General features: G+C 44.3%; 26 protein-coding genes and 1 pseudogene. 17 read left to right on the top strand and 10 right to left on the bottom strand.

Annotation, left to right across the window (positions count from 1 at the left end; translation table 11 throughout):
* A partial coding sequence (locus ACWJAO_RS03120; protein ID WP_449139230.1) for an ATP-binding protein occupies positions 1-1,396 on the top strand: 1,396 nt, incomplete at its 5' end.
* Between the two features lie 112 nt (positions 1,397-1,508).
* Here ACWJAO_RS03120 and ACWJAO_RS03115 read toward each other — a convergent pair.
* Entirely contained in the window at positions 1,509-1,859 is a 351-nt protein-coding gene (locus ACWJAO_RS03115; RefSeq protein WP_449139229.1) for a helix-turn-helix domain-containing protein, read from the bottom strand.
* A gap of 55 nt (positions 1,860-1,914) precedes the next feature.
* Positions 1,915-2,058, bottom strand: coding sequence for a hypothetical protein (locus tag ACWJAO_RS03110; RefSeq protein ID WP_449139228.1), 144 nt, complete (start codon positions 2,056-2,058; stop codon positions 1,915-1,917).
* 117 nt (positions 2,059-2,175) lie between these two features.
* Between ACWJAO_RS03110 and ACWJAO_RS03105 the strand changes: the two genes are divergently transcribed.
* From ACWJAO_RS03105 to ACWJAO_RS03080, 6 genes and pseudogenes are all read left to right on the top strand, one after another.
* Positions 2,176-2,979, top strand: a complete 804-nt coding sequence (locus ACWJAO_RS03105) for a putative polyvalent protein kinase domain-containing protein (protein ID WP_449139227.1) — start codon at positions 2,176-2,178, stop codon at positions 2,977-2,979.
* A gap of 303 nt (positions 2,980-3,282) precedes the next feature.
* A complete protein-coding gene (locus ACWJAO_RS03100) occupies positions 3,283-4,848 on the top strand; it encodes a hypothetical protein (RefSeq protein ID WP_449139226.1) in 1,566 nt (521 codons plus the stop codon).
* Between the two features lie 303 nt (positions 4,849-5,151).
* The gene (locus tag ACWJAO_RS03095; RefSeq protein ID WP_449139225.1) at positions 5,152-5,403 is read left to right on the top strand and encodes a DUF4160 domain-containing protein; all 252 of its coding nucleotides are present in this window, start codon (positions 5,152-5,154) and stop codon (positions 5,401-5,403) included.
* Positions 5,400-5,648 carry a DUF2442 domain-containing protein gene (locus tag ACWJAO_RS03090; RefSeq protein WP_006847428.1) on the top strand — a complete coding sequence of 83 codons (249 nt, stop codon included), beginning with the start codon at positions 5,400-5,402 and terminating at the stop codon, positions 5,646-5,648. Before ACWJAO_RS03095 ends, ACWJAO_RS03090 begins: the two co-directional genes overlap by 4 nt.
* A gap of 69 nt (positions 5,649-5,717) precedes the next feature.
* Positions 5,718-7,491 (top strand): annotated as a pseudogene (locus ACWJAO_RS03085) (AAA family ATPase).
* A 216-nt stretch (positions 7,492-7,707) separates the two neighbouring features.
* Positions 7,708-8,370: an HU family DNA-binding protein gene (locus ACWJAO_RS03080; protein WP_449139224.1), complete on the top strand. Its 663-nt coding sequence runs from the start codon at positions 7,708-7,710 to the stop codon at positions 8,368-8,370.
* 461 nt (positions 8,371-8,831) lie between these two features.
* Here the strand turns inward: ACWJAO_RS03080 and ACWJAO_RS03075 are convergent, their stop codons facing one another.
* The 3 genes from ACWJAO_RS03075 to ACWJAO_RS03065 are packed head-to-tail and all read right to left on the bottom strand — an operon-like array spanning position 8,832 to position 10,128.
* Positions 8,832-9,344 carry an HD domain-containing protein gene (locus ACWJAO_RS03075; protein WP_449139223.1) on the bottom strand — a complete coding sequence of 171 codons (513 nt, stop codon included), beginning with the start codon at positions 9,342-9,344 and terminating at the stop codon, positions 8,832-8,834.
* 27 nt (positions 9,345-9,371) lie between these two features.
* Positions 9,372-9,635 carry a GlsB/YeaQ/YmgE family stress response membrane protein gene (locus tag ACWJAO_RS03070; RefSeq protein WP_449139222.1) on the bottom strand — a complete coding sequence of 88 codons (264 nt, stop codon included), beginning with the start codon at positions 9,633-9,635 and terminating at the stop codon, positions 9,372-9,374.
* A 31-nt stretch (positions 9,636-9,666) separates the two neighbouring features.
* On the bottom strand, positions 9,667-10,128 hold the full coding sequence (locus tag ACWJAO_RS03065) for a peroxiredoxin (protein WP_449139221.1): 462 nt from the start codon (positions 10,126-10,128) through the stop codon (positions 9,667-9,669).
* A 286-nt stretch (positions 10,129-10,414) separates the two neighbouring features.
* On the opposite strand from ACWJAO_RS03065, the gene ACWJAO_RS03060 reads away from it, so the two are divergent.
* The 6 genes from ACWJAO_RS03060 to ACWJAO_RS03035 all read left to right on the top strand — a co-directional run bounded on the left by ACWJAO_RS03060 (position 10,415) and on the right by ACWJAO_RS03035 (position 17,981).
* The gene (locus ACWJAO_RS03060; RefSeq protein ID WP_449139220.1) at positions 10,415-10,780 is read left to right on the top strand and encodes a hypothetical protein; all 366 of its coding nucleotides are present in this window, start codon (positions 10,415-10,417) and stop codon (positions 10,778-10,780) included.
* Positions 10,781-10,859: 79 nt separating this feature from the next.
* Entirely contained in the window at positions 10,860-13,094 is a 2,235-nt protein-coding gene (locus ACWJAO_RS03055) for a TonB-dependent receptor (protein ID WP_449139219.1), read from the top strand.
* Positions 13,095-13,121: 27 nt separating this feature from the next.
* Positions 13,122-13,883, top strand: coding sequence for a DUF4625 domain-containing protein (locus ACWJAO_RS03050; protein ID WP_449139218.1), 762 nt, complete (start codon positions 13,122-13,124; stop codon positions 13,881-13,883).
* Positions 13,884-13,921: 38 nt separating this feature from the next.
* Positions 13,922-14,428: a DUF4625 domain-containing protein gene (locus ACWJAO_RS03045; RefSeq protein WP_449139217.1), complete on the top strand. Its 507-nt coding sequence runs from the start codon at positions 13,922-13,924 to the stop codon at positions 14,426-14,428.
* A 60-nt stretch (positions 14,429-14,488) separates the two neighbouring features.
* Entirely contained in the window at positions 14,489-16,909 is a 2,421-nt protein-coding gene (locus ACWJAO_RS03040; RefSeq protein ID WP_449139216.1) for a TonB-dependent receptor, read from the top strand.
* A gap of 232 nt (positions 16,910-17,141) precedes the next feature.
* Positions 17,142-17,981, top strand: coding sequence for a carboxylesterase family protein (locus ACWJAO_RS03035; protein ID WP_449139215.1), 840 nt, complete (start codon positions 17,142-17,144; stop codon positions 17,979-17,981).
* 4 nt (positions 17,982-17,985) lie between these two features.
* Here ACWJAO_RS03035 and ACWJAO_RS03030 read toward each other — a convergent pair whose 3' ends face one another.
* Positions 17,986-18,456, bottom strand: a complete 471-nt coding sequence (locus ACWJAO_RS03030; RefSeq protein WP_449139214.1) for a GAF domain-containing protein — start codon at positions 18,454-18,456, stop codon at positions 17,986-17,988.
* Between the two features lie 226 nt (positions 18,457-18,682).
* Here ACWJAO_RS03030 and ACWJAO_RS03025 point away from each other — a divergent pair, with 226 nt between their 5' ends.
* From ACWJAO_RS03025 to ACWJAO_RS03010, 4 genes are all read left to right on the top strand, one after another.
* Positions 18,683-19,348, top strand: a complete 666-nt coding sequence (locus ACWJAO_RS03025) for a glycosyl hydrolase family 28-related protein (protein ID WP_449139213.1) — start codon at positions 18,683-18,685, stop codon at positions 19,346-19,348.
* 18 nt (positions 19,349-19,366) lie between these two features.
* Positions 19,367-20,116, top strand: coding sequence for a glycoside hydrolase family 28 protein (locus tag ACWJAO_RS03020; RefSeq protein ID WP_449139212.1), 750 nt, complete (start codon positions 19,367-19,369; stop codon positions 20,114-20,116).
* Between the two features lie 84 nt (positions 20,117-20,200).
* Positions 20,201-20,749: an NUDIX hydrolase gene (locus ACWJAO_RS03015; protein ID WP_449139211.1), complete on the top strand. Its 549-nt coding sequence runs from the start codon at positions 20,201-20,203 to the stop codon at positions 20,747-20,749.
* A 64-nt stretch (positions 20,750-20,813) separates the two neighbouring features.
* Entirely contained in the window at positions 20,814-21,146 is a 333-nt protein-coding gene (locus ACWJAO_RS03010) for a cupin domain-containing protein (RefSeq protein ID WP_022122055.1), read from the top strand.
* A 129-nt stretch (positions 21,147-21,275) separates the two neighbouring features.
* Here the strand turns inward: ACWJAO_RS03010 and ACWJAO_RS03005 are convergent, their stop codons facing one another.
* The 4 genes from ACWJAO_RS03005 to ACWJAO_RS02990 all read right to left on the bottom strand — a co-directional run bounded on the left by ACWJAO_RS03005 (position 21,276) and on the right by ACWJAO_RS02990 (position 24,864).
* The gene (locus tag ACWJAO_RS03005) at positions 21,276-22,637 is read right to left on the bottom strand and encodes an NAD(P)/FAD-dependent oxidoreductase (protein WP_293466036.1); all 1,362 of its coding nucleotides are present in this window, start codon (positions 22,635-22,637) and stop codon (positions 21,276-21,278) included.
* Between the two features lie 561 nt (positions 22,638-23,198).
* Positions 23,199-23,408, bottom strand: a complete 210-nt coding sequence (locus ACWJAO_RS03000; protein WP_449139210.1) for a hypothetical protein — start codon at positions 23,406-23,408, stop codon at positions 23,199-23,201.
* Positions 23,409-23,482: 74 nt separating this feature from the next.
* On the bottom strand, positions 23,483-24,151 hold the full coding sequence (locus tag ACWJAO_RS02995; protein WP_449139209.1) for a DinB/UmuC family translesion DNA polymerase: 669 nt from the start codon (positions 24,149-24,151) through the stop codon (positions 23,483-23,485).
* Positions 24,121-24,864, bottom strand: a complete 744-nt coding sequence (locus ACWJAO_RS02990; RefSeq protein ID WP_449139208.1) for a Y-family DNA polymerase — start codon at positions 24,862-24,864, stop codon at positions 24,121-24,123. Before ACWJAO_RS02990 ends, ACWJAO_RS02995 begins: the two co-directional genes overlap by 31 nt.
* Positions 24,865-25,026 lie beyond the last annotated feature (162 nt).

Here is a 25,026-nt window from a genome sequence, read left to right as displayed (position 1 = left end):
GTGCGACCGTCTCTACTTCGACGAGTTGACCTTCGAGCGTGTGATGGATATCATCGAGATGGAGCAGCCTCATGGCGTCATCGTATCTACCGGTGGTCAGATTCCAAACAACCTGGCTATGCACCTGAATGCACAGAACGTGCCAATCCTGGGTACTGCTGCCAAGGACATCGATAACGCTGAGGACCGTGCCAAGTTCTCTCAGATGCTGACCAACAACGGCATCAACCAGCCAGAGTGGAGCGCCCTGACCTCTATGGAGGACATCGACAACTTCATCGAGCGTGTAGGTTTCCCTGTATTGGTTCGTCCTAGCTACGTGCTTTCGGGTGCTGCGATGAACGTATGTTCTAACGAGGAAGAGCTGAAGCGATTCCTGCAGTTGGCTGCCAATGTAAGCGAGGATCACCCAGTGGTAGTAAGTAAGTTTATCGAACATGCCAAGGAGATTGAGATGGATGCAGTGGCAAAGAATGGCGAGGTGATTGCCTATGCTATTTCCGAGCACATCGAGTTTGCCGGTGTTCACTCTGGTGATGCTACCATCCAGTTCCCTCCTCAGAAGTTGTATGTTGAGACAGTTCGTCGTGTAAAGCGAGTAGGTCGTCAGATTGCCAAGGAGTTGCACATCAACGGTCCGTTCAACATCCAGTTCATGGCTCGTGACAATGATATTCTCGTTATCGAGTGTAACCTTCGTGCCAGCCGTTCGTTCCCATTCGTAAGCAAGGTGTTGAAGATCAACCTCATCGAGTTGGCTACCCGAGTAATGCTCGGTTTGCCGGTAGAGAAGCCACACAAGAACCTCTTCGATCTCGACTATGTAGGTATCAAGGCATCTCAGTTCAGCTTCAACCGTTTGCAGAAGGCTGACCCGGTATTGGGTGTGGATATGAGCAGTACAGGTGAGGTAGGTTGCTTGGGCGACGATACATCTACCGCACTTTTGAAGAGTATGCTTTCTGTAGGTCATCGCATTCCAGCCAAGAACATCCTGCTTTCTACAGGTTCTGCCAAGCAGAAGGTAGATTTGCTCGATGCTGCCCAGATGTTGGTAAAGCATGGTTACAAGCTGTTTGCAACTGGTGGCAGTAGCAAGTTCCTCACAGAGAATGGCATTGAGAACACCCGTGTGCTCTGGCCATCAGAGGAGGCAGAAGGCGGTGCACCAAAGGCTTTGGAGATGCTCCACAACCACGAGATTGATATGGTAGTGAATATTCCGAAGAACTTGACCAGCAGCGAGTTGAGCAATGGTTACAAGATTCGCCGTGCTGCTATCGACCTGAACGTGCCATTGATTACCAACAGCCGTCTGGCGAGTGCATTTATCTATGCATTCTGCACCACCAAGCTCGAGGATATCGACATCAAGGCTTGGGGAGAGTATAAATAATGTTTAGTGATTATTTATTAGTGATTAAGAATTGACAGTTAAGTCATTCTTGATGATTTCCAATAGAAAAATCCCTGCAGTAGGAAATGCTTCCTATGGCAGGGATTTTTTATTATTTTGTATGACTATTTTTGCATATATCCTCAGCTACCATCATAGCTACATTTTGCATATTTGGAAGTTTGTACGGACGATGGGTCTGAGTTGTGGTAATGATATCATCACCAAGAAGCGTCGCCATCTTTGCTATTGTAGCTAATGTGAGATTATGTGTTCCACTCAACCAACGACTCACTTCTGTTTCTGTCTTGCCAAGAGCCTTTGCAAAATCACGCTGTTTCATATTTCGTTCCTGTAATATTTCAAAGACTCTGTTGGCAATAGCAACGCATAAGTCAACTTGTTTGTTAGTATCCGCAGGAGTTGACTTGCGGATTTCATCCATCAGTTTATTTGTTTTCATATTAAATCCTCCTTATTATAGTCGATATCTATAGTCAATTCAAGTTTATTGAATCTTAACCTTTGTGGATGGTAGCAAGTCGTGCTATGTGTCCTTTCGGAAGTGGAGACATATTAACCTCGCTATGAGCAGGGAAAAACTTGTCGATGTCTTTGCTGTCTATGGTATGAACTTGTATTTTCTTGTCTTTTGTTTCCATATAGCTTTCCTTTCTTTTATTATTGTTGCAAATATACGCTGAATATTCGAAACTACCAAACTTTTCTTGTATTTTTTGAGATTTATAATCAAATGTTAAGGATGCACCAAAAAAGCAGTGAAAACTTTGGCTGTTTCAAAATTTAATCGTAAATTTGCAGCAAAAACTATAATAATGAAAAGTTATGGAAGAAAAATTATCGACTATATATTTAAGAGATGGGCGAAACGCCCTGCAATATGTTATGAGTTTGAGCGAAAAGTACAGGCAGATAGCGACCGAAGCGATATTCGAGTGTTTGAGACTGGGCTATCCACTCAACAATATGGAGATAACAGGCAAAGCACGAGAACTGCAGAGGAAGAGGAATGCCTACGTTTGATAAAAATCGCCAAAGAACAAGGCTTGTATATAGATAAGTCAGACTGGGGTAAATTTGGTGACAGACGAATGATTGCAACGGGAGAAAGCATTGTCTTTTTGAGTGAAGACGGAACAACTTTCACCAAAATGAAGTCTCCTTTTGCAAAGGCTCCGATGAAGCATACATTACCAGAGGATATCATCTATGAGCATTTGATTCATAACATCTTATTTCCATCAACGAGGTATCGTTTTGTTGGCTTTTCAGAGGATATAAAGGGAATCCGGATTGTTCTTCAACAACGAAATATATCCGATATGTTTCAAGTACCATCGCAGAAGACGATTGACAATTATCTCATAAATCAACTGGGCTTGACAAAGGAGGATAGATATTTCTATGGAAATGAATATTTGGCAATAACTGATGTTTCTAAAGTCAGTGATAATGTGCTGTGTGATGAAGATGGCAAGCTGTATTTCATAGACCCGATTATCCGGTTGAAGAAGTCGGGAAGAGAGGTATGGGAGTATCTTTATAGAACAAGATGTGTATGAAAGAGAACCATGTTTCTCCATCTTTATTGGTGATAGCTAAGTCTAGCGAGTTGTGCTACGTGTTCTTATGGTATGAACTTGTATTTTCTTTTGTTTCCATATCGGTTGAAAATGCCCATCTTATAAAATATCTGCCATTTTTTTACGTTTTCTTATTAAAATAATCAAAACATTAAGAACAATGAATATCGCAAAATTAGAATTCATCGTGAAGATAACAACTCCAGACGGAAAGGAAAACTTCTTTAAACCTTATTAAAAGGAAAGTTTAAGTAAAGAATTATACTTTTATTGAATATATATATGTCACATCAGAAACTTCCATATGGCTATTGGACAGACGAAAAAGTTATCGAAGAGTCTCGAAAATACCATACAAGAATAGAATTCAAGCAGAATGCTCCAACTGCATGTAAACTTGCCTATCAAAGAAAATTGATAGATAAAATGATATGGTTAAAGACAGACCGACATAAAAAACGTGGTCCTCGTAAGGAGCAGAAATATACGAAAGATGTTATTCTTTCAATCGTGGAGCAAAATAATTGTGTTACAATAACAGATTTGCGTTTGTTGAACGAGTATGCCTATAATCAAGCAAAGAAGAATGGATGGCTTGATGATTTAGGGCTTATTCGTCCTAAGCATGAAAATGGATTTTGGACAAAAGAAGAAGTGTTGAAGGTTGCTAAAAAGTATCCAAGTAAAATGGATTTTCAAAAGAATGAGCCTACAGCATATAAATGGGCAAGTGAGTATGGAATTCTTGATAAGATGGAATGGATGAAACCACATGACTATGACGAAAGAAAAGATGAGCATAACTCAGTGGTGTATGTCTATCTTGATGAAGAAGACAAAGTGGCGTATGTTGGTTTGACAATAGATAGTAATAGTAGAAAGAGAACTCATAAATATGATTCAAATAGTGCTGTAAGAAAGTACTTTGGCGAAAGTATTCCAGAACCTATTATTTTGAAGGAAAATTTGACAGTGTTAGAAAGTCAATATTATGAGGATATTTATAAGAAACAATACGCAGAGGATGGTTATCAACTTTTGAATGTTGCGGCTACTGGAATAAATACAGGCTCTACAGGTGGAATTGCTAAATGGACTTCAAAAGAGAAGGTCTTTGAAGAATCAAAGAAATATCACACTAGAAGTGAATTCCAAAGAAAAGCTGGTGGTGCTTATAATCATGCCAAGCATAACAAATGGCTTGATGAGATGACTTGGTTAAAAGCTCCTGAAAGAAATATAAAATGGACTTACGAAGCTGTTATTGAAGAAAGTCACAAATATGAATATAAATGTGATTTCAGAAAAAATGCAGGTGGAGCATATCAAACAGCAAGTGAAAATGGTTGGCTTAAAGAAATGGTTTGGCTTAAAGACAAAAAGAAGCCTCATAATTATTGGACAAAGGAAAGAGTATTTGCGGAAAGTCACAAATATTCAAACAAAAAGGAATTCGAAAATAAAGCCAAAGGTGCTTTTATTAAGGCGATGGTTAATGGCTGGCTTTCAGAAATGGTGTGGTTAAAGCCTCTCCCTTTAGGAATTATATCAAAATGGACAAGAGAAGCAATTATCGAAGAGTCTAAAAAATATACATCAAGAACAGAATTCGCCATAAATAGTCCTACTGCATACCAACACGCTTGTGAAGACAAAACAATATTCAATGAGATGCCATGGATAGAAGTAAAGAAGAAGCCGGATGGATATTGGGATGTCAAAGAACATGTCTTGGAAGAAGGTAGTAAATATAAAAATAGAACGGCTTTTGCAGCGGGGGCATATACGGCATGGAAGAAGGCAAAAGAATATGGTTGGATTGATGAAATAGTATGGGCTACAGAATGATTCCTTACAATCTGGCTATGCGTCAGTGCTCAGAACGTGCCAGTTTTCGGTATCAAGCTCGAGGACAGCGAGTGGTATAATCAAATAGAAAAATCCCTGCTTTAGGAAAGGCTTCCTATGGCAGGGATTATTTGTTTTCGTATAAGATTATTCCCTATACTATGTTGAAGAGAATCTGTAATCCCAGCTTGTCCTTCCCTTATGGAAAAAGAAAAGTTAAAGTTGCAGAAATGTTTGGTGATTTACATGATTTTGTTTATTTTTGCATTGTAATATAACATGTAACTATAAGAATAATAAAAAATGCCGGAAATAGCAAGGTTTTATGGAATCATCATAAAGATGTTCTTTAAACCAAAAGAGCACGAGCCTTCCCATATTCATGCAATCTATAATGAGTATGTAGGTTTATTCAATATCAAGACATTTGAAATGTTTGAAGGAGATTTACCTAAAAAGGCTCAAGAGTTAGTAACAGAATGGCTCTCACTTCATTCTGATGAACTTCAGAACATGTGGGACAAACAAATAATAACAAAACTTCCACCATTATGATACCAAGAATTAAGAAAATGTCAGTTCTCGATGACTATATCCTTTTCGTTGAATTCGATGATGGATATAAAGTGTTGTACGATGTGAAGGATGATATCAAGACGCTTCCTTCGTTTCGTGCATTAGTGGATGTGTATGGCCTTTTTAAACAAGCCCAGTTGGACACCAGCCGAACTTGTGTATATTGGAACGACAAGATTGACCTTGCCAGCGACAGTATTTATGAGTATGGAAAGGCTGCATAATAACAATCCCGCTAAGTGTCATTTTTAGAAATGCGCTTAGTGGATTACACATTAAAATTTCATAGCATGATGAAACAGCAAGTAAAACAAGTACCATACGGAGTATCTGATTTTGACACGGTGATGAGTCAGAATCTATATTAATGTCGATAAGACCATGTTTTTGCCAGAGCTGGAGAAGCAGCCTCGCAATCTCTTCTTCGTACGTCCCCGTCGTTTTGGAAAGAGCTTGTTTCTCAGTATGCTCTACTCTTACTATGACTGTAATCAGAAGGAGAGTTTCGAAAAACTCTTTGGTGATTTGTGGATAGGTCAGCACCCTACATCCCTGCAAGGAATTTACCAGGTACTGTTCCTGGATTTTTCTCAGATTACAGGTAAAATAGAAGTTTTGGAGGAAAGATTCAATGCCTATCTCTGCATCAAGTTGGACAGTTTTGCAGAGCAGTATGTTGCATATTATGGTGAGAAGAAGGTTCAGGAAATCAAGGCAAAGACACAGTATGCTGATAAGATGCAGATAATCTTTGATGCAGCAAGGGCAAATCATTTTCTGCTTTATCTTATCATCGACGAGTATGATAATTTTACTAATGTGGTGCTCAATGAGCATGGTGAGAAAGTGTATCATGCCATTACTCATGCCGATGGTTTCTATCGTGATGTCTTCAAGAAGTTCAAGGGAAACTTCGAGCGCATCTTCATGATGGGTGTCAGTCCTGTTACACTTGATGATGTAACCAGCGGTTTCAATATCGGATGGAACATCTCTATCAAACCGGAATTTGATGAGATGCTGGGCTTCTCTACTGTTGACGTCATCGAGATGTTCTCCTATTATAAAGCGCATGGCTGCATCCCGGCGGATAGTGATATTGATGCCATCGTCAACGATATAAAGCCTTGGTACGACAACTATTGTTTTGCCAAGCAGGCATTGAATAAGAGTGTCAGAATGTTTAATTGCGATATGGTGCTTTACTATCTTCGCAATTATATGGATTACGGACGCTCTCCTCGGCAGATGATAGACCCAAATACCAAGACTGATTATGGCAAGATGAAGAAACTCTTGCAATTCGATAAGTTGGATGGCGAGCGCAAGGGTATCATCCGCAAGATTGCGGAAGAGGGACAGATTATTGCCCAACTGGAGGAACAGTTCTCTACTTATCAGATACCGAAGGCTGAAATCTTCCCAAGTTTGCTCTTTTATTATGGTATGTTGACCATCAAGGGTACACGTGGCTCTAAGTTGATTTTGGGCATTCCTAATAATAATGTTCGCAAGCAGTATTACGGATATTTGGAAGAAGAGTATCAGGCAAAGTCGTATGTGAATACTAACAGATTGACGGATTACTATTACGATATGGCTTATGATGGTATATGGGAGGAAGGACTGCGTTTCATGGCTGATGCCTACGCTAAGGTTTCTTCTGTGCGTGACGGAATAGAATCGGAGCGAAACCTGCAAGGTTTCTTTATGGCATACTTGAACCTCAATGATTATTATATCACGGCTCCCGAATTGGAGTTGAATCATGGCTATTGTGATTTCTTCTTGTTGCCTGATCATACCCATTATGCCAGTCAGCACAGCTATATCCTCGAACTCAAGGTTCTCTCCAGAAAGGAGTTTGATGAAGAGTTGAAGGATGTCTTCAAGGAAGATGGTAGCCCTATGAAGAAGTCGGAGAAGCAATGGCTGGATGCTGTAGAACAGATTAGGCGATATGCCGATGCTCCAAGGGTTGAGGCTCTTCGCCAGGGCACAACGCTTCATAAGATTATCATGCAGTTCAAGGGCTGGGAGTTGGCAAGGATAGAGGAAATAGAGTAAAAGATAGGGTTTATAACTCTATCTTTTATCATAAAATGCCCCCTTTATAACTCTATCTTTTATCATAAAAACACCCCTTTATAACTCTATCTTTTATCACAAAACATGTCTTTATAACTCTATCTTTTAGCAAAGTTAACATAAAATAATTGTATATCTCGTTAATAATCAGTATTTTTGCGCATAATCTTTTAAAGGATCAAAAAAAATAAGAATATGGCTAGAGCAACAGGTTCAATCAATTATTTGGAGCATCGCACGCCCTTGAAGGACGAAAGCGGTAAGTATCAGATACATCCGATGTTCGTAAAACGGGATATCGTTGACCGGGAGAAGATGGAGAAGCGGGTTCGCGATCATTGTGCGATGAACGTTTCGTCCTTTATCTCTGCATTGGAAACATTGGAGGATGAAACGCTTTACGCCTTGGCTGAGGGCAACGAGGTGAGGGTAGGCGATATGTTTATCGTCAAGCCTAAACTGGGGATGGTGAAGCATAAGGACAAGAATGGAATCGAATGGAAAAGGACCTATCATGAGGGTGACCTGATTCCAGCCAACGAGGTGGATATCTGTGGCTTGGAAATTCAGCCCACGAAGGAGTTCCTGGAAAGACTGAAGCGCCACTCTAATGGTTGCAGCCGACAGTATTGGAGTGTGAAATCTACTCCAAAGGAGGCGGATAAGGAGTTTGCTGATATTGTAGAGATTTGCCAGCAGCAGGGTTATATTACGGTGAAGGATATGATTCGGGAATTCGGTGTCACCCGCTATCATGCCAATAAGGTATTGAATGATCTCTGTGAGGAACCGGCTGCCAGAATGTACGCTACCAAGGAAGGGCCTATTACGCTCTATCGTTTATGGAAGAAGAAGTAACTAAGACGTAGTTGTTGATATGGCTCTTTAGGTTGACGGAAGCGGTTCCTTAACTTGAAGGATACGTCTCGTCTTGTTGAAGGATACGTCTCGACTTGTTGAAGGAAGCGTCTCTTCTCGTTAAAGGATGCATCTCCGAGAGTTAAAAGAAGCGTCTCCTTAAGTCAGAACAGGCGTCTTTTAGGGTACAAGCATATACCTTCTCAGACATTGCCACTAGGCTCAGCAGCTCTGCCGAGCCTAGTCAGCAGGTCTGCTGACTGCAGTCAGCACCTCTGCTGAGCCTAGTGACAACACCTTTTAGTCGTACAGCAATAACCTCTTTAGTTGTACAACTATACACCTTTTAGTCGTACAACTACACACCCTATAGTCGTACAACCGTAGCTTTATAGTTGTACAACTATAACCCTTTTAGTCGTACAACCATAATATAATGTAAGCGGCTCCGCAAAAGTTTCTTATTCCAGCCCCCACATATCATTCAGCATACTGATAGCTGATTCCGAGCGGAATACATGATTGCGGAAGGTGATGATACCTTCAAGAGCAAGGTGGTCTTCGAAGGAATTGACCAGGAAATCTGCTTCGAGCAGAATGCGGTGGTCGAGGCTGGTTACATCCTTATAAGTATGGTGATGGGCGATGAGCCAGCAGATTCTTTCTGTCTGTGCGGCTGTGAATCCATCAACTTCTGCCAGTACTTTTCTTGCCTCGTCAGGACCCAGTTCTTCCTGATGCTTGCCATTACAGTTGCCGTATCTGGCTTCTGAAACGTGAATGCCCACATCGTGAAGAATGGCTGCTGCTTCGAGCACGAAGAGGTCTTCCTCGTTCATTCCCTCTGCTATTGCAATCATACGGGCAAAGTCGTGCACCTTTACGAAATGCTGGATGCGTGGCGCATCGCCACCATCATATTTTATCATCGCCCTCATCAGTTGGGCGAGTATCAATTCCTTGTTTGTCATCATTTTATGTTTTAACCAATAAAAAGAATACTAATTGAAGAGCTTCTTCCAAATCCACAATACCGCTATGGCGCCAATGACGCAGAAGACGAAGTTGGTAAGATAACCCTTGCCAAACAGCTCTATGTTCAGCAGATTGCTGATGATGGTGCCGGCATAACTGCCCACAATACCTATGAATAGGTTCATACAACATCCTTTGCCTTCACCGCTCATGATGCGGTTGGCAATATAGCCAATGAAAATTCCCGTAAGGATAGGCCACGCTGTGAATTCTGCAATGTGTTCTAACATACTCTTTTTCCCAATTCAGTCGTTTTGTTCTTTATTGATGGATGTAATCCAGAATCTGCTCTGCATGAATCTTGGTCTTGATCTCCTTAGAAGTGAAGATTTTCTCGATGATGCCTTCTTCGTTGACAAGATAGGTGGTGCGGAGGATTCCGATGGTCTTTCTGCCGCAGGTTACCTTCTCGCCCCAGCAGCCGAGTTCCTGCAGTAGGGTGGTTTCGGTATCTGCGATAAGAGGGAACTGCAAACCCTTGGTTTCGGCAAACTTCTTCTGCAAAGCCTGTTTGTCCTTGCTCACGCCGATAATCTCGTAACCGGCTGCAGCCAACTCCTCCTTATGTGCCTGCAGGGAGCAGGCCTCGGCAGTGCATCCGCTGGTGTTAGCCTTCGGATAACTGTAGAGTACTAACTTGCGACCACGGTAGTCGCTTGCCTTAATCTCACGTCCGTCCTGGTCAATGCCAAGAATCTCTGGTATTTTATCTCCTACATTCATAATTATATATTTTTTAAAGTTATACTATTGTTATTCTTTTTCTTATATCGCAATACAGTTGCAAAGATACAAATAAAAATCAAGATTTCGCAATACTGATGGTATAAGATGGATATTTTATAGTTAATTAAAAGTTGTGAATATTGTATCATTTTGTTAATTAGCTTAATTGTTGTTTCTTTTTGGGGGACTAGTGTAAGAAATACATTATCTTTGCAAGCGATTTTAATTAAGTACTGATTTTCTCGTTGGAAGATTGGACTTATATAATAAAAGGTTTAAGATAATGCGTCATCTCGACAATAGAAGAATAAGGTTTGCTTGGCTGCTGATGTTGGTGTATCTGCCAATGATGATAGCCATTACCTTCCACCACCACACGGAGGCGGAGGGAGCTACCGCTGTGTCTCATTGTTACGAGTGTGAGCATCATATCCACCACGATGGTCACCTTACAGCCGAGCATTCCTTCGCTCATGAATGCGTGCTCTGCCAGTTGCACAGTCTGCCATACGTGGTACCAACCCTAGTCAGGATAGCGGCATTTATCGCTATCGTTCATGTTGCCTTTGTGGTGCCTTGTCCTTTTGTCAAGCATCGTGAAGGTTGTATTCATTCCACTCGTGCCCCACCTGTGCTTCTATCTTTGTAGTATTTTGATGATTAATCAAAACGAATCGGCTATCACTATGCTCTTTTAGTCGGTTTAGCCGATTGATTTTCAAAGATTTATGATGAAAAATAAGAAGTTTATAATCGTAATACTTCCGCTTTTCATCAACTTTAGTCATGCGCTTGCGTCAAGTGCCAAGACCATTTTCCAGCCTAAAGATTCGGTGAGAATTTCGGTTCAGGCAGACAGCATCAGGCGGATGATGAGGGATGGTGTGTCCCTAAAGGAAGTTGTAGTAAGTGGGAGTTCCAACAAAGAAGTACAGATGAAATCAGCCCTCAATGTGGTGAGGGCAAACAAACAGTTTATAGAAGAAAACTTCAGCGGTTCGCTGATGCAGACGTTGAGCCGGTTGCCTGGTGTGCAGGCGATGGGAGTAGGATCAGGAGAGTCGAAACCCGTGATTCGTGGTTTGGGATTCAACCGTGTGCTGGTGGCAGAGAATGGCATTAAGCACGAAGGTCAGCAATGGGGCGATGACCACGGCCTGGAAATAGACCAGTATGCCATCGACCAGGCTGAGGTGGTGAAAGGTCCTGCTTCGCTTACCTATGGTTCTGATGCCATAGGTGGAGTGATTAATCTGAAGAGTAACATCATGCCGATGAAGCGTTTTGCCGGACAGGTGAATCTTTTTGCCCGAAGCAACAATGAGTCGCTGGGCTCTTCGGTTCGACTGACGGGCAGAAACGGAAAGTTCTGGTACAAGGCAAATGCCACCTGGGTGGATTATGCCGACTATCAGGTTCCAGCCGACAGCATTGAGTATTACTCCTATTGGATCAGGCTCAAAGACAAGCGCCTACGCAATACGGCTGGTAGGGAGATGGATGGGAATCTGATACTCGGCTATGCTGGGGACGGATGGAATACTTTCTTCCGGTTGGCTGACGTGAATACGAAGGCTGGTTTCTTTGCCAACGCTCACGGACTGGAGGTAAGATTGTCGGACATCGACTACGATGGTTCGCGTCGCGACATCGACTTGCCTTATCATACCGTCAACCATTTCCTGATATCCAACCATACCGATAGGATGTGGGCAGATGGTGAACTGGAAGGCAACTTCGCTTATCAGAACAACCGGCAGCGGGAACTTTCAGAACCTGTATCCCACGGCTATATGCCGATACCGCCGAACACATTGGAGAGAAGTTTCACCAAACAGACTTTTTCTGCCAATGTGAAGGTGATGCAGCAGATAGGCAAGCATGAACTTCAGTCGGGAGCCAATATCGAGTGTCAGCGCAATCGAAGAGGAGGCTGGGGATTCATCCTGCCAGATTTCGAGCAGTTGTCGTTTGGTGGCTTTGCCATGGACAAGTGGGAGCTGAATCATCAGTTCTGCTTGACGGCAGGTATTAGATTCGACCATGGTAGCGTGAAGATTCACAGTTATCATGACTGGTACAAGACTCCCCTCAAGGCTTCGACCTCTGATTCTTCGATGGATGGTTCCGTACAACAGGGAGATTCTGTTTTCATGGAGCGTTCTGCCAATCTGAGTCGTAGCTTCAACAGCTTCACCTGGTCGGTGGGCTTGAACCGGCTGCTGGGTTCCTGGGTGCTCAAGTTCAATGTGGGCAAGAGTTTCAGAATGCCGATAGCCAAGGAGTTGGGAATGGATGGCGTGAACTACAATCTCTTCCGCTATGAGAAAGGAAATGCAAGCCTGAAGCCTGAACAAAGCTATCAGGTGGATGCAGGCATTGTATATGAAAAAGAGATGTTTTCGGTGCAGCTGACTCCTTATCTCAACTATTTTCCCAACTATATCTATCTCAATCCTACGCCGCGGTATCAGGAGGGTCTGCAGCTCTACTACTATACCCAGGCCAAGGTGTTGAGATGGGGGGTCGAGGCAAGCGTATCGTGGAAGATCCTGCCATGTCTGAAGTTGGATGCAGAAGGAGAATATCTGTATGCACGCCAGCTCAGTGGTGAGAAAAAGGGCTATGGACTGCCTTTCTCCACACCATGGTCGGCTCGTGCCGAACTGCGCTATCTTCTGCCTGTGCAGAATCCTGACCGGTCGGGATTCGTGGCACTGGAATGGCAGCTGGTGGGCACGCAGGATAGAATCGTTCCGCCAGAGGAGAAGACCCGGGGACATCAGCTCCTGAATGCCAGCATCGGCAAGAAGATAGAGTTGGGTGATAGCCAGCTGGAACTGTCTCTTCGTGGAGAAAATCTGTTGGGCAAGCGTTACTACGACCACACCAGTTATTATAGACTGATAGGTGTACCTGAGCCAGGAAGAAATTTCTCGACAATGATATCCTGGAAGTTTTAACAAAAACATTTTAAAAAGTAAATAACAATGAAAAAGATTATATTTCTCGCAGCCTCTGTGCTGTTTTGTGTATTCAGTTTAGTTCTTTCTTCTTGCAGTGATGATAATCCGAAGCAGGATGTTGCCAAGCCAGTGGCTGCACTTGCCGAGGTAGGTGAGGAAAACAGCAAGGAGGCAACAGCAGGCAAGGATCTTCACCTGGAGGGTGACTTGCTGGCTGACGGCCTTATCGCCCGCATCGACGTAACCATCGCCACTGCCGACGGCAAGACTACCATCGTTCAGAAATCTTATACAGATGGTAAATATATCGGCGTAAAGAACACCACCTTCCATGAGCATCTCGACATTCCTGCCGATGCTGCGGCTGGTGCTTACAAGCTGACATTCGTTGTAACCGATAAGTTGGGGCAGAGCTCTACCTTTACTTCCGACCTTACCATCAAGGCTCTTGACAAGACCGCTCCTGCCATTACATTCAAGGAAGTGGGCGAGGATGACAGCCATAAGGCGGTGATAGGTGAGAAGATGCACTTGGAGGCTCAGATAGAGGCTCCTCACAAGATAGCTAAAATAGAGGTGGAATTTCACAATACTGCCGCTGGATACGAGCATGTGTTCACCTATACTGATGAAAAGTATGTAGGTGAGACTTCGGTGCTCTTCCACGAGCATCCGCAGATTCCTGCTGATGCACCAGAGGGTGAGTATCATATCCACTTTACTGTAACCGATGCTGCCGGCAATTCTACTACTGAGGAAGCAGAGGGTATTCAGATTTCCAAGTAATAGATGTTTTAACAAAATTTTTTGAGGAGGTAAGAATCATGACTAAACGTACACTTTATTTGTTGTATATATTTTTTGCTGCAGTTATGGTGGCTGTAGCTGTTAGTTTTACATCCTGTTCCAGTGATGATGCAGACGGTTCTACAACCAACGATCAGGAGAAGCCTGCGATTTTGGATGGTGAATTGCCTAACCCTATCGACTGTCAGGTCTATAAGCGGGGTGAGACAATCACTTTCAAGTACGACTTCACCGACAATGTGGAACTGGGCAACTTCAATATCGAGATTCATAATAATTTCGACCATCATACACATTCCACATCAGCTGGCGACTGTCCGCTTGATGCAAAGAAAAATCCGGTGAATCCATGGGTGTTCAACCAAGACTACACCATACCGGCTGGCTTGAAAAACTATGCAGCTCAGGTGAATATTCCAATACCATCCGACATCGAGCCAGGTGATTATCATTTTATGATACGTGTTACGGATAAATCGGGGTGGCAGCAGCTCAAGGCTGTAAGCATCAAGGTCAAGGAATAAGGTGTACGTTTACTTTATAATAATGAATAGGAATAGATTAGTATTAAAAAGAAAATAAAAATGAAATCAAAGAATTATCAGTTGATGCTCCTTTCCGGTGCATTGACAGTCTCATTTGCGGCTCAGGCTGCCGAAGTTAACAACAAGAGTTTTGAAAAGGATAACAATGAGGCTATTGCTGCCTCTGTAAACAAAGAAAACGATGCAGAGGAAATAGCCAAGAACACCGATGCCAATGTCTATGGACACGTGATAGATACCAAGACGGGCGAGCATCTTCCTTATGTCATCATTCAGTTGAAGGGAACTACCATCGGAACATCTACCGATAAGACAGGTCATTTCTTCTTGAAGAACCTCCCGGAAGGAACGTTCGTTATCGAGGCAAAATATATGGGATATACTGTTCAAAGCCAGCGTATTACCATTAAGCACAATACAAGCAAGGAACTTAACTTCAAACTCGAACCAAGCGATATGAATCTCGACGAGGTCGTGGTTTCTGCCAACCGAAGCGAGACTCAACGAAGATTGGCTCCAAACCTGGTGAATGTGATTGGTGGAAAACTCTTTGACATTACACAGAGCACCTGTCTGGCACAGGGACTCAACTTCCAGCCTGGTGTGCGTACGGAGGACAACTGTCAGAACTGTGGCTTCACCCAAGTACGCATCAATGGACTCGATGGCCACTATTCGCAGATTCTGGTAGATTCCCGCCCGGTATTCTCTTCTCTGAACGGTGTATATGGACTGGAGCAGATTCCTGCCAACATGATCGACCGTGTAGAGGTGGTTCGTGGTGGAGGCTCAGCCCTCTTCGGTGCATCTGCCATCGGCGGAACCATCAACATCATCACCAAGGAACCTATCCGCAATTCGGCTTCCTTCGGACACACTTTCATGTCGCAAGGTGGAGCTAATTCGTTCGACAACGTGACGACGGGCAATGTTTCTCTGGTAACCGATGACAACAAGGCGGGCGTGTATGCTTATGGGCAGACCCGCACCCGACAGGGTTACGACCATGATGGAGATGGCTACACGGAGTTGCCGGAACTGAACAACCAAACTTTCGGACTCAATTCTTATCTCCGCCTCAGTCCTTATTCTAAGCTGAGTCTCCAGTATCACGGCATTCATGAGTTTCGCCGTGGTGGCAACAAGCTTGACCAGGCTCCTCATGAGGCTAATATTGCAGAGCAGGTGGAACACAATATCCAGGGTGGTGGACTCACTTACAACTTCTATTCACCTGACGAGAAGAATCGTCTGTCGGCTTATTTCTCATTCCTGACCACAGCTCGCAAGAGTTATTATGGCGGTATTGGAGAGGGAACGGAAGAAGACAAGGAAACGGCAGAGAAGGCATATGGTACTACCCACGACTTCACTTACGTGGCTGGAACCCAGTATGTGCACTCGTTTGACAAACTGCTCTTCATGCCTTCTGATCTGACTCTTGGCGCAGAGTATAACTTCGATGGGCTGAAGGATGTAATCCTCGGTTACGATCGTAATTTCAAGCAGGATGTGCGCATCGGTAGCTTCTTTTTCCAAAATGAGTGGAAGAACAAGCAGTGGAGTTTCCTGCTGGGCGGCCGACTGGACAAGCACAACCTGGTAGGTCATGTCATCTTCAGTCCGCGTGCCAATCTCCGTTTCAATCCTACCGAGAATGTGAACCTGCGCATCACCTATGCTGGCGGATTCCGTGCTCCTCAGGCATTCGATGAAGATCTGCACGTGGGTGTTGTTGGTGGTGAACGATTGGTTACGGTATTGGCAGACAATCTGAAGGAAGAACGTTCCAACAGTTTCAGCGTATCAGCCGATTTGTATCATAAGTTCGGCAATGTGCAGACCAATCTCCTTATTGAAGGTTTCTACACCGACCTGAACAATGTGTTTGCTCTTCGCCAGCTCGATCAGTCTGATGCACAGGGGAATACCGTACAGGAGCGCTACAATGCCTATGGCGCCAAGGTGTTCGGCTTGAACCTGGAGGGTAAGGCGATGTTCACTCGCTGGTTTACGCTCCAGGCAGGACTCACCCTGCAGCAGAGTCATTATGATGAGGCGATTGCGTGGAACGATGAGGTGCCTGAGCAGAAGTACAAGAAAATGATGCGTACTCCTAACACCTATGGTTATTTCACGGCAAGTTTTAACCCAGTGAAGCGTTTCACAGCTTCTGTTACCGGTAATTATACGGGCAGTATGCTCGTGGGGCATTCTGCCGGTTCGGGTGTAGAGGAGCCAGTGGCTGTGAATACTCCTAAATTCATGGAAGTAAACATGAAGTTGTCATACGATTTCACTATCTATAAGTATCTCACCCTTCAGGTGAATGGTGGAATCCAGAACATCACCAATGCTTATCAGAAGGATTTCGACAAGGGCTGGAATCGTGATTCTGCCTACATCTATGGTCCTTCTCTGCCAAGAAGTTATTTTGTTGGCGTGAAGGTGAACTATTAATATATTTATAAAAAACGTGCAGGTAATGACGCTACCTGCACGTTTTTTTTACACAGAAAATCATTATTTATCTTCCCAGCCAGGAAGTATAAACGAATCTTTCTTTTGGATAAAAAAAGAAAAATATAGGGAGGATATTTGGTAATATGCTGATATTTACTTACTTTTGTGTAATAAACGTTCAAGGTATGATACTGGGAGCGTGATACTAAACAGGTAAAAAAGGAAGAAAATGAAGAAGATTTTTTTATTCATATTATTCTGTCTTTTCGTATGCAAGATGTCGGCTTACGACTTTCTGCGAGCTGTGAAAGATGAAATTCCAGGAGGCTACAACTTCTGGGTTTATACGCCAGTAGATTATTTTTATTCGCAAGAGCAGACACCGGTCATCATCTTTCTGCATGGTGCCAGTCTTTGCGGAAGAAATCTGAATAAGGTGAGAAGATACGGACCGCTTGATGCCATCGTCAAGGGGCGCGATATCGATGCGCTGACCATCGTTCCGCAGAATCCGGGAGGAGCCTGGAATCCGAAGAAAATCATGGATATGCTCGACTGGGTGAAGAAGAATTATCCGTGCGATTCTACCAGGGTTTATGTCTTGGGTATGAGCTTGGGCGGTTATGGCACCATGGATGTCTGTGCTACTTATCCCGACAGGATAGCTGCCGGCATGGCGCTGTGTGGCGGCTGTTCTTATAAGGATGTGAGTGGATTGGGCGATTTGCCTTTCTGGATTATCCATGGTACAGCCGATAGGGCAGTACCAATCAAGCAATCGAAGGTTGTGGTAGATAAACTCGTGAAGGATGGAAAGGACACCCGATTGATATACGATTGGTGGCAGGGTGCCAATCACGGTACCCCTGCCCGCGTGTTTTATCTGAAGAAAACCTATCAGTGGCTCTTCTCGCACAGTCTTTTAGATAAAGACAGATCCGTGAACCGCAACATCAGTATTACGATGAGCGATCTGGGCAGAGCGTATGGTGATGTGAACCGAAATGCCCCTCAGCCTGAACTCATTGATGGTCCGAGTGTGATCAAGCAAGAGGGAAATGAATATTAAGGAATCAGGTGAACAGTTCTGCTACCTTCTCCAGCCAATTCTTATCAATATCATCGAAGGTGCTGAGGTGTTCGCTGTCAATATCCAGTACGGCGATGACCTCACCATTCCTGATAACAGGCACTACAATTTCTGAACGTGAGGCGCTGCTGCAGGCAATATGCCCCGGAAAATTCTCAACATCTTCTACCACGATGGTTTCCGCCTTGTCCCAAGCTGTGCCGCAAACTCCCTTGCCCCGTTTGATGCGGGTGCAGGCCAGCGGTCCCTGGAAAGGACCCAGCACAAGAGTTCCGTCGATGACCCGGTAGAAGCCCACCCACCAGAAGTGGAAGGTGTCCATGATGCATGCTGAGATATTCGCCATATTGGCGATGATGTCGCTTTCGCCCTCTACGAGCGACTTGAGCTGAGGGAGTAGCGTGGCGTAAAGTTCCTCCTTCGTTTCTCCTTTTATAATAAGATGTTCTGCCATGATGTCTTTTTATTTGATTAAATCCCTTTATGCGAATGATTTTTATGCCTTGCAAAGATACTGTTTTTTCTAAAATTAGGGGCTTAGAATGGGTTAAATCTTCTAAAATTAGGGGCTAAGAATAGGTTAGCCTGACTTATATGAGATATTTTTTTTCAGGTCTTTTTCGTTGTTATCTGACGATTTTTTATTAATTTTGTAATCGAAATCATAAAAACAAGCTATAATGAAAACAAAAACGATTTTAATGGCGATGACATGCCTTTGTGCATTCAACAGCCTTCAGGGAAATGCTCAGGTGGCAGGAGGTAACACTTTGTTTGCAACTGCGGTTGAGCAGCGTAGAATCACGCTTCGTGATAGTATCTTAAACCATATTACCGGAGCAAAGATTGCTGAGAAATCATTACAGATTAAGAAGTTCGGAGCCAAGAACGATGGTAAGACCGATTGTCGCGCAGCTTTTGCCAAGGCCATCAAGAAGGCTTCGGCGATGAAGGGTGCCAAGATCGTGGTGCCTGCGGGTACCTATTATATTAAGGGACCTATCGTACTGGCTAGCAATATCTGTCTGGAACTGCAGAAGGGAGCTACCCTTAAGTTTGCGCCAGAAGAGAAATACTATCCTATCGTTAATACCAGTTGGGAGGGAACTTTCCTCTACAACTATTCTCCTCTCATCTACGCCTATGGCTGTAAGAATGTTTCTATCATCGGCGAGGGAACCATCGACGGTAATGCCATGTCCACCTTTGCCAAGTGGAAACCTAATCAGAAGAAGGCGCAGCAGTTGAGCAGAAAGATGAATCATGAGGAAGTGCCTGTAAGTGAGCGAAAGTTTGGAGATGGCTGCTGGCTTCGTCCTCAGCTTGTTCAGCTCTATAACTGTTAGGGAATTACCCTGGAAGGCGTGAAGATTACCAATTCTCCTTTCTGGTGCATCCATTTGCTGAAGAGCGAGAATATCATCTGTCGCAATCTGCGATATGATGCCAAGCTTATCAATAACGACGGTCTTGACCCAGAGTGTTCCCGAAATATTCTGATTGAAGGCATTGCTTTTAATAATGGTGACGACAACGTGGCAATTAAGAGCAGACGTGACAATGATGGCTGGAACGCTAAGATGCCTTCAGAAAACATCGTCATCCGCAACTGTCATTTCAAGGGCTTGCATGCGGTGGTTATCGGTAGCGAAATGTCTTCGGGTGTAAGAAACGTCATCGTAGAGAACTGCGATTATGCCGGCTATTGCAAGCGTGGCATCTTTATCAAGACCAACCCGGACCGTGGCGGTTTTGTGGAGAATATTTTCGTAAAGAACTGCAGTTTTGGCGATGTGGAAGACCTCTTCTATGTAACCAGCCGTTATGCTGGCGAGGGGCTGACCAATCATCATTTCTCTACCGTGAAGAATATCTTCGTGAATGGTTTGAAGTGTAATAATGTGAGTGCTGCAGCCTTGGTTTTGCAGGGCACGGAGGCTAAGCCTGTTACCAATGTCTCATTCGATAATATTGAGGTGAAGAATGCCAAGACTGGCATCAGTTTCGAGAATGTACAGGGAGTGAACATGGGGGAATGCAGCATTGGCGGTAAGGTGGGAACTCCTACCCAGGTTACTTCAAAGGATAAAGTTTTCGAAAGAAATAACAAGTAAGTTATTTGTTTTTCAATCTTTTTTCGTACTTTTGCACCATCAATTAAAATAAAGAAAATCCAGTTTTTTAAATGAAGTAAGAAAATGGCTGATAAAGATATGAAATGGAAGACGCTCTCGCAGAAGTATCTGATAGAGAAGCCATGGCTCACGGCACGAGTGGATAAGGTAGAATTGCCTACGGGAGCCATTATTGATGAATATTATGTGTTGGAATATCCCGACTGGGTGAACACCATCGCCATTACGAAGGAGGGAGAGTTTGTATTCGTACGCCAGTATCGTTATGCGATAGGAAAGACGGTGAATGAACTCTGTGCCGGAGTGATAGAGAAGGGCGAAGAGCCTATGGTGGCTGCCAAGCGAGAGCTGATGGAAGAGACTGGATTCGGAGGCGGAAACTGGCAGAAGTGGATGACGATTTCTGCCAACCCAAGTACGCATACCAATCTTACCCATTGCTATTTGGCTACGGATGTGGAGCGTATGGATGTTCAGCATCTTGACCAGGCTGAGGATATCGAGGTTCGCCTCTTCTCAAGAGAAGAAGTTATGGAAATGCTGGAGAAGGGAGAAATCTGGCAGAGCCTGATGGCGGCTCCGCTATGGAAGTATTTTGCGAAAGCAAAGTAGGCGGCAGGGCTTCTTTTATAAAAGCCAAGTAAATATTAGACATTAAACAATAAACATTATAAAGATGGTAATAGATTTCGAAAAGATTGCTGAGGCTCATTTGGAGGGCTTCAAGGGTGGACAGGGTAAACTCGATACTCGTAACTATGTGGATGACAAGGTGAAAATCATGTATTCTACCTTGCGTCCGGGTGCATCAACTGGTCTTCATACCCATGAGGGCAACTGCGAGATTATCTATGTGGTAAGCGGCACAGCTACTTTCCATTATGATGATACCGTGGAGGAGGTTCGCCAGGGACAGGTGCATTATTGCCCTATGAACCACGCTCATTATATGGAGAATCTCACCGACCATGATCTGGTGTATCTCGCCATTGTGCCTGAGCATCATTAATATCCTTGAAGTATCAGGGAAAATCACATCATATTTCTCCTGAGGAAAATGAAATAAGAAAGTCCAACTCGGATGCCTCTCTTATAAAAAGGCTCCAAGTTGGACTTTCGTCGTTTTTATTTCTTCATATTAATCTTCTTCATTCTCCAGCAAGTCGGTGCCGAGATGAGTGGTCTGCTCACGCTTCAGTCGGTCACGCACCTCCTTTGGCTTGGTGGCGTAGGTAATCATTCGGATGGAATCGTTATAGCTTACGTACTTCCAAAGCCAGTTGAGCATTACCATTACCTTGTTCTTAACGCCAAGGATAGAGCGGAGGTGAACTACCAGCCATAATACCCAGGCAAAGAAGCCCTGACTGTGGAACTTGCCAAGCTCTACTACAGCCTTGTGTCTTCCGATGGTAGCCATAGAACCCAGGTTCTTGTAGCGGAAAGGCTTGAGTTGGGAATCAGTGGCTCCCTCGGCAATCTTTTGGATATTCTTGGCTAGGAGTGCTGCCTGCTGAATGGCTACCTGTGCCAACTGTGGATGACCGCCAGGATAAGCTGGGTCTGTGGTCTGGATACACTGGTCGCCAATGGCAAAGAGACCGTCCATGCCAGGGATGCGGTTGAATTCATCTACCACGATGCGGAAACCACGGCCCAGATGGTCGCCATCAATACCCGTGATAGGCTGTGCCTTTACACCTGATACCCAGAGGAAGGTGCGGGTAGGAATCTCCTGACCATCCTTCATCAGAACCTTGTGGTCCTTGTAGTCGGTTACCATTTTGCCAAACTGTACATCCACACCCATACTGGTAAGGAATTCGTATGCTTTCTTAGAAGAGTCCTGTGACATTCCGGCGAGCAGTCTGTCGCCCGCTTCCAGGAGATAGATGTGCATCAGAGATGAGTCCATATCCGGATAATCATAAGGAATTACGTAGCGCTTCATTTCAGAGAGGGCTCCGGCTATCTCCACACCTGTAGCACCACCGCCTACAATCACTACGTTCAGGAGTTCCTGTCGCTCCTCTTCTGTGGCACAGGTCAATGCACGCTCCAGGTTACTCAGCACGGCGTTGCGCAATCCCATAGCCTCGGAAACGGTCTTCATCGGAATAGCCCATTTCTCGATGTTGGCATTGCCATAGAAATTGGTAGTGGTTCCTGCTGCGAACACCAGGTAATCGTACTCAATCTTACCGATGGAAGTCTGCAGAATCTTCTTGTCTGGGAATACGGCTCTCGCCTCTGCCATGCGGAAGTAGAAGTTCTTGCGCTTGCGGAAAATCTGGCGGAAAGGGAAGGAGATGGAGCTTGGGTCGATACCTGCTGAGGCAATCTGATAGATAAGTGGAGGGAACTGATGGAAGTTATTCTTATCAATCAACACCACCTGCAGGTTTGCCTTGCTCAGGTCTTCAGCCAAACGAAGACCACCGAGTCCGCCACCAACAATCACTACTCTTTTCAACTGATTTCTCTTGATATTAATGCTCATAACTACTGCTGTTTTTTATATATTAATTACATATATTTGCTACTGATTTTTTCGTATTATAGGCGTTTTGCCCAGTCATTGTTGAAATTCGCTTGCAAAGGTACTGCTTTTTATTGAGCCGGCAAAAGATGTAGTACTGATTTTTATGCTAAAATGGAGATGCAGTCGTTCCTTATTGTGAAAGATGTAAATTATGTTGCAGAATGTAATATCTAGATAGCATTTTTTGAATACGTCGCTTTCAGGCTCTCGCCTTTATCTGGTGCAAAAGTACGCATTTTTTGGTAACCACCAAATTTTTGGGTGTAGATAGCCCCCGTTTTCAGCAAAAGGCTGAATGGGGAGGCTGAGAGGTGGAAGGGAAGGAGGGGGACCTGCGATGGAATCGCAGGGAACGGGGGCGGACGAGGGGCGAACGGAGCGGACGAGGGGGCGTGACGGAGGGTAGTGCTTTTCTTAATGAACCAAAAAATAGGTCTCTGCCTCGCTACTTATAGGTTTGCGCTTCGCAAGTCATAGAGTTGCGACTCGCTACTCAGAGGTTTGCTGACACTGACAGTTTTATTTTCCGCTAGTGGTAGCTATTGGGTAAAGAATGTTAAGTTTATATTTTATATTTATACATATAAATATTTCCCCCTCCATATAGTCTTGTGCAGGCGAAGGGAAGCCTGCTTTTACGCTTTGCTCAGCCAGCGGAATCGGCATCTTGGCTCCGAATTCCGCAGGGTGAAATGTCAGTTTTATCTTGTTGTCGTTATTCTTATTCATCTTGTTTTTTCTTATTTATGGAGTTCATTTTTAGAATGGGCTTATTCTGCTTTAGAATGGGCTTATGCTGCCTCTCATTGAGTTTTTACTTTCAGAATATCATGGATGTTCGTGGTGAACTGCTTCGACATGTACTCGCGTTTCAGGTCGAATCGGCAGTCTGTACCCTGTATGGCCTGGCGTATGGTGCCATAACCATTCTTCCGGTTGATGGCGTCGATAGCCTCCATCAGCGCTTTTTGTCTGCTCCGGTCGATAGGGTCGAAGAGGTCTTGCTGACGGGGATGGTCGGGTGAAATCTGCCACAGGATAACGCCAGCTTTCTTGAAGTGAAACGACATTTCCGGGCGGTCGGAGCGGCTGTCTGCCATCGGTTTCGGGTATTTAGCCCGGAGAATGGTGAGGGCAGCACCCACGATTTCTTCCTGCGCATTGGTGGCAATGGGCAGGGAGAGGGAGTCGTGGATGGTGTATTCAGGCACGTTCTCGTTAAAACGGGAAGTCCATGCGAACACTGTGATTCCCTGACATATGCTACCTTGTCTTCTCAATTTTTCTGTACAACGTACAGCGAAATTAGCCACGGCTTCTTCTATCACATTTTTGTCGGTAATGCCCTCGTTGGCAAAACTCCGGCTGGTGCAGATACTCTTCTTCTGCGGCAGTTCCTCAATGCTGATACAGCTTTCGCCATTCAGTTCTTTCCATGTTCTTACGGTGGTGATATTGAAATGGCTGCGCACCCAACTTTCTTGTCGGCAAACTGGGCGACAGTTCTGATGCCCATATAATCGAGTTTGCGGGCTATCTGTCGGCCTATTCCCCATACATCTTCTACGGGGAAGAGAGACAGCGCCTTGTGCCTCCGTTCATCCGTGTCGATGAGGCAGCAGCCTTGGTAACCCTTGTATTTCTTGGCGAATTTAGAGCCGATTTTTGCCAGGGTCTTCGTATCGGCAATGCCTACGGATATCGGGATTCCAACAGCCCGAAGTACATCTGCCGAGATTCTGGAACCATAGCGATGAAGCAGACTATCAGACTTTTCTGCCACTTCGGCTGTTGTTATTTTATTGAACAAATCTGAATGATCTTCCGCATGCTCCTGATAGAAAGCTTTCGCCATCGATTCGTCTACTTCGAAGAAACTTTCATCGATGGAATATTGGTCGATGCGTGGGGAATAGTGAGCTAGCATCGACATTACGCGGTTGGACAGCGAACCGTAGAGCGTATAGTTGCTCGAGAAGATAGCCACTCCTTCAGCCTCCAGTTTTTCCTTCACCTGATAGAAGGGGTCGCCCATCTTATAGCCCAATGCCTTGGCTTCTTCAGAGCGTGCGATGACGCACCCGTCGTTGTTGCTCAATACAACCACGGGCTTTCCTGTCAGGTCGGGGCGAAACACTCGCTCGCACGAACAGTAGAAGTTGTTGCTGTCTGCCAGTCCTATCATATCTTATTATTATCACCTCTTGTTCATCATACCTTTCTTATTATTATCACCTCTTGTTCATCATACCTTATGATTATCACCAGAAATCCTGGTACGATGTGCAAAAATACAAAAAATAATCCGAAAACGATAGTTTTTCATCCAAGTTTTTTTGTCGTTTCA

This window comes from Segatella sp. (assembly GCF_977051555.1).
This window is presented reverse-complemented; position numbering and strand designations above follow the sequence as displayed.

What these genes read in the sequence shown, in the direction of transcription:
- ACWJAO_RS03115 (WP_449139229.1), bottom strand. Translation starts at nt 1,859, where the DNA reads ATGAAAACAAATAAACTGATGGATGAAATCCGCAAGTCAACTCCTGCG.
- ACWJAO_RS03110 (WP_449139228.1), bottom strand. Translation starts at nt 2,058, where the DNA reads ATGGAAACAAAAGACAAGAAAATACAAGTTCATACCATAGACAGCAAA.
- ACWJAO_RS03100 (WP_449139226.1), top strand. Translation starts at nt 3,283, where the DNA reads ATGTCACATCAGAAACTTCCATATGGCTATTGGACAGACGAAAAAGTT.
- ACWJAO_RS03095 (WP_449139225.1), top strand. Translation starts at nt 5,152, where the DNA reads ATGCCGGAAATAGCAAGGTTTTATGGAATCATCATAAAGATGTTCTTT.
- ACWJAO_RS03090 (WP_006847428.1), top strand. Translation starts at nt 5,400, where the DNA reads ATGATACCAAGAATTAAGAAAATGTCAGTTCTCGATGACTATATCCTT.
- ACWJAO_RS03080 (WP_449139224.1), top strand. Translation starts at nt 7,708, where the DNA reads ATGGCTAGAGCAACAGGTTCAATCAATTATTTGGAGCATCGCACGCCC.
- ACWJAO_RS03075 (WP_449139223.1), bottom strand. Translation starts at nt 9,344, where the DNA reads ATGATGACAAACAAGGAATTGATACTCGCCCAACTGATGAGGGCGATG.
- ACWJAO_RS03070 (WP_449139222.1), bottom strand. Translation starts at nt 9,635, where the DNA reads ATGTTAGAACACATTGCAGAATTCACAGCGTGGCCTATCCTTACGGGA.
- ACWJAO_RS03065 (WP_449139221.1), bottom strand. Translation starts at nt 10,128, where the DNA reads ATGAATGTAGGAGATAAAATACCAGAGATTCTTGGCATTGACCAGGAC.
- ACWJAO_RS03060 (WP_449139220.1), top strand. Translation starts at nt 10,415, where the DNA reads ATGCGTCATCTCGACAATAGAAGAATAAGGTTTGCTTGGCTGCTGATG.
- ACWJAO_RS03055 (WP_449139219.1), top strand. Translation starts at nt 10,860, where the DNA reads ATGATGAAAAATAAGAAGTTTATAATCGTAATACTTCCGCTTTTCATC.
- ACWJAO_RS03050 (WP_449139218.1), top strand. Translation starts at nt 13,122, where the DNA reads ATGAAAAAGATTATATTTCTCGCAGCCTCTGTGCTGTTTTGTGTATTC.
- ACWJAO_RS03045 (WP_449139217.1), top strand. Translation starts at nt 13,922, where the DNA reads ATGACTAAACGTACACTTTATTTGTTGTATATATTTTTTGCTGCAGTT.
- ACWJAO_RS03040 (WP_449139216.1), top strand. Translation starts at nt 14,489, where the DNA reads ATGAAATCAAAGAATTATCAGTTGATGCTCCTTTCCGGTGCATTGACA.
- ACWJAO_RS03035 (WP_449139215.1), top strand. Translation starts at nt 17,142, where the DNA reads ATGAAGAAGATTTTTTTATTCATATTATTCTGTCTTTTCGTATGCAAG.
- ACWJAO_RS03030 (WP_449139214.1), bottom strand. Translation starts at nt 18,456, where the DNA reads ATGGCAGAACATCTTATTATAAAAGGAGAAACGAAGGAGGAACTTTAC.
- ACWJAO_RS03025 (WP_449139213.1), top strand. Translation starts at nt 18,683, where the DNA reads ATGAAAACAAAAACGATTTTAATGGCGATGACATGCCTTTGTGCATTC.
- ACWJAO_RS03015 (WP_449139211.1), top strand. Translation starts at nt 20,201, where the DNA reads ATGGCTGATAAAGATATGAAATGGAAGACGCTCTCGCAGAAGTATCTG.
- ACWJAO_RS03010 (WP_022122055.1), top strand. Translation starts at nt 20,814, where the DNA reads ATGGTAATAGATTTCGAAAAGATTGCTGAGGCTCATTTGGAGGGCTTC.
- ACWJAO_RS03005 (WP_293466036.1), bottom strand. Translation starts at nt 22,637, where the DNA reads ATGAGCATTAATATCAAGAGAAATCAGTTGAAAAGAGTAGTGATTGTT.
- ACWJAO_RS03000 (WP_449139210.1), bottom strand. Translation starts at nt 23,408, where the DNA reads ATGAATAAGAATAACGACAACAAGATAAAACTGACATTTCACCCTGCG.
- ACWJAO_RS02990 (WP_449139208.1), bottom strand. Translation starts at nt 24,864, where the DNA reads ATGATAGGACTGGCAGACAGCAACAACTTCTACTGTTCGTGCGAGCGA.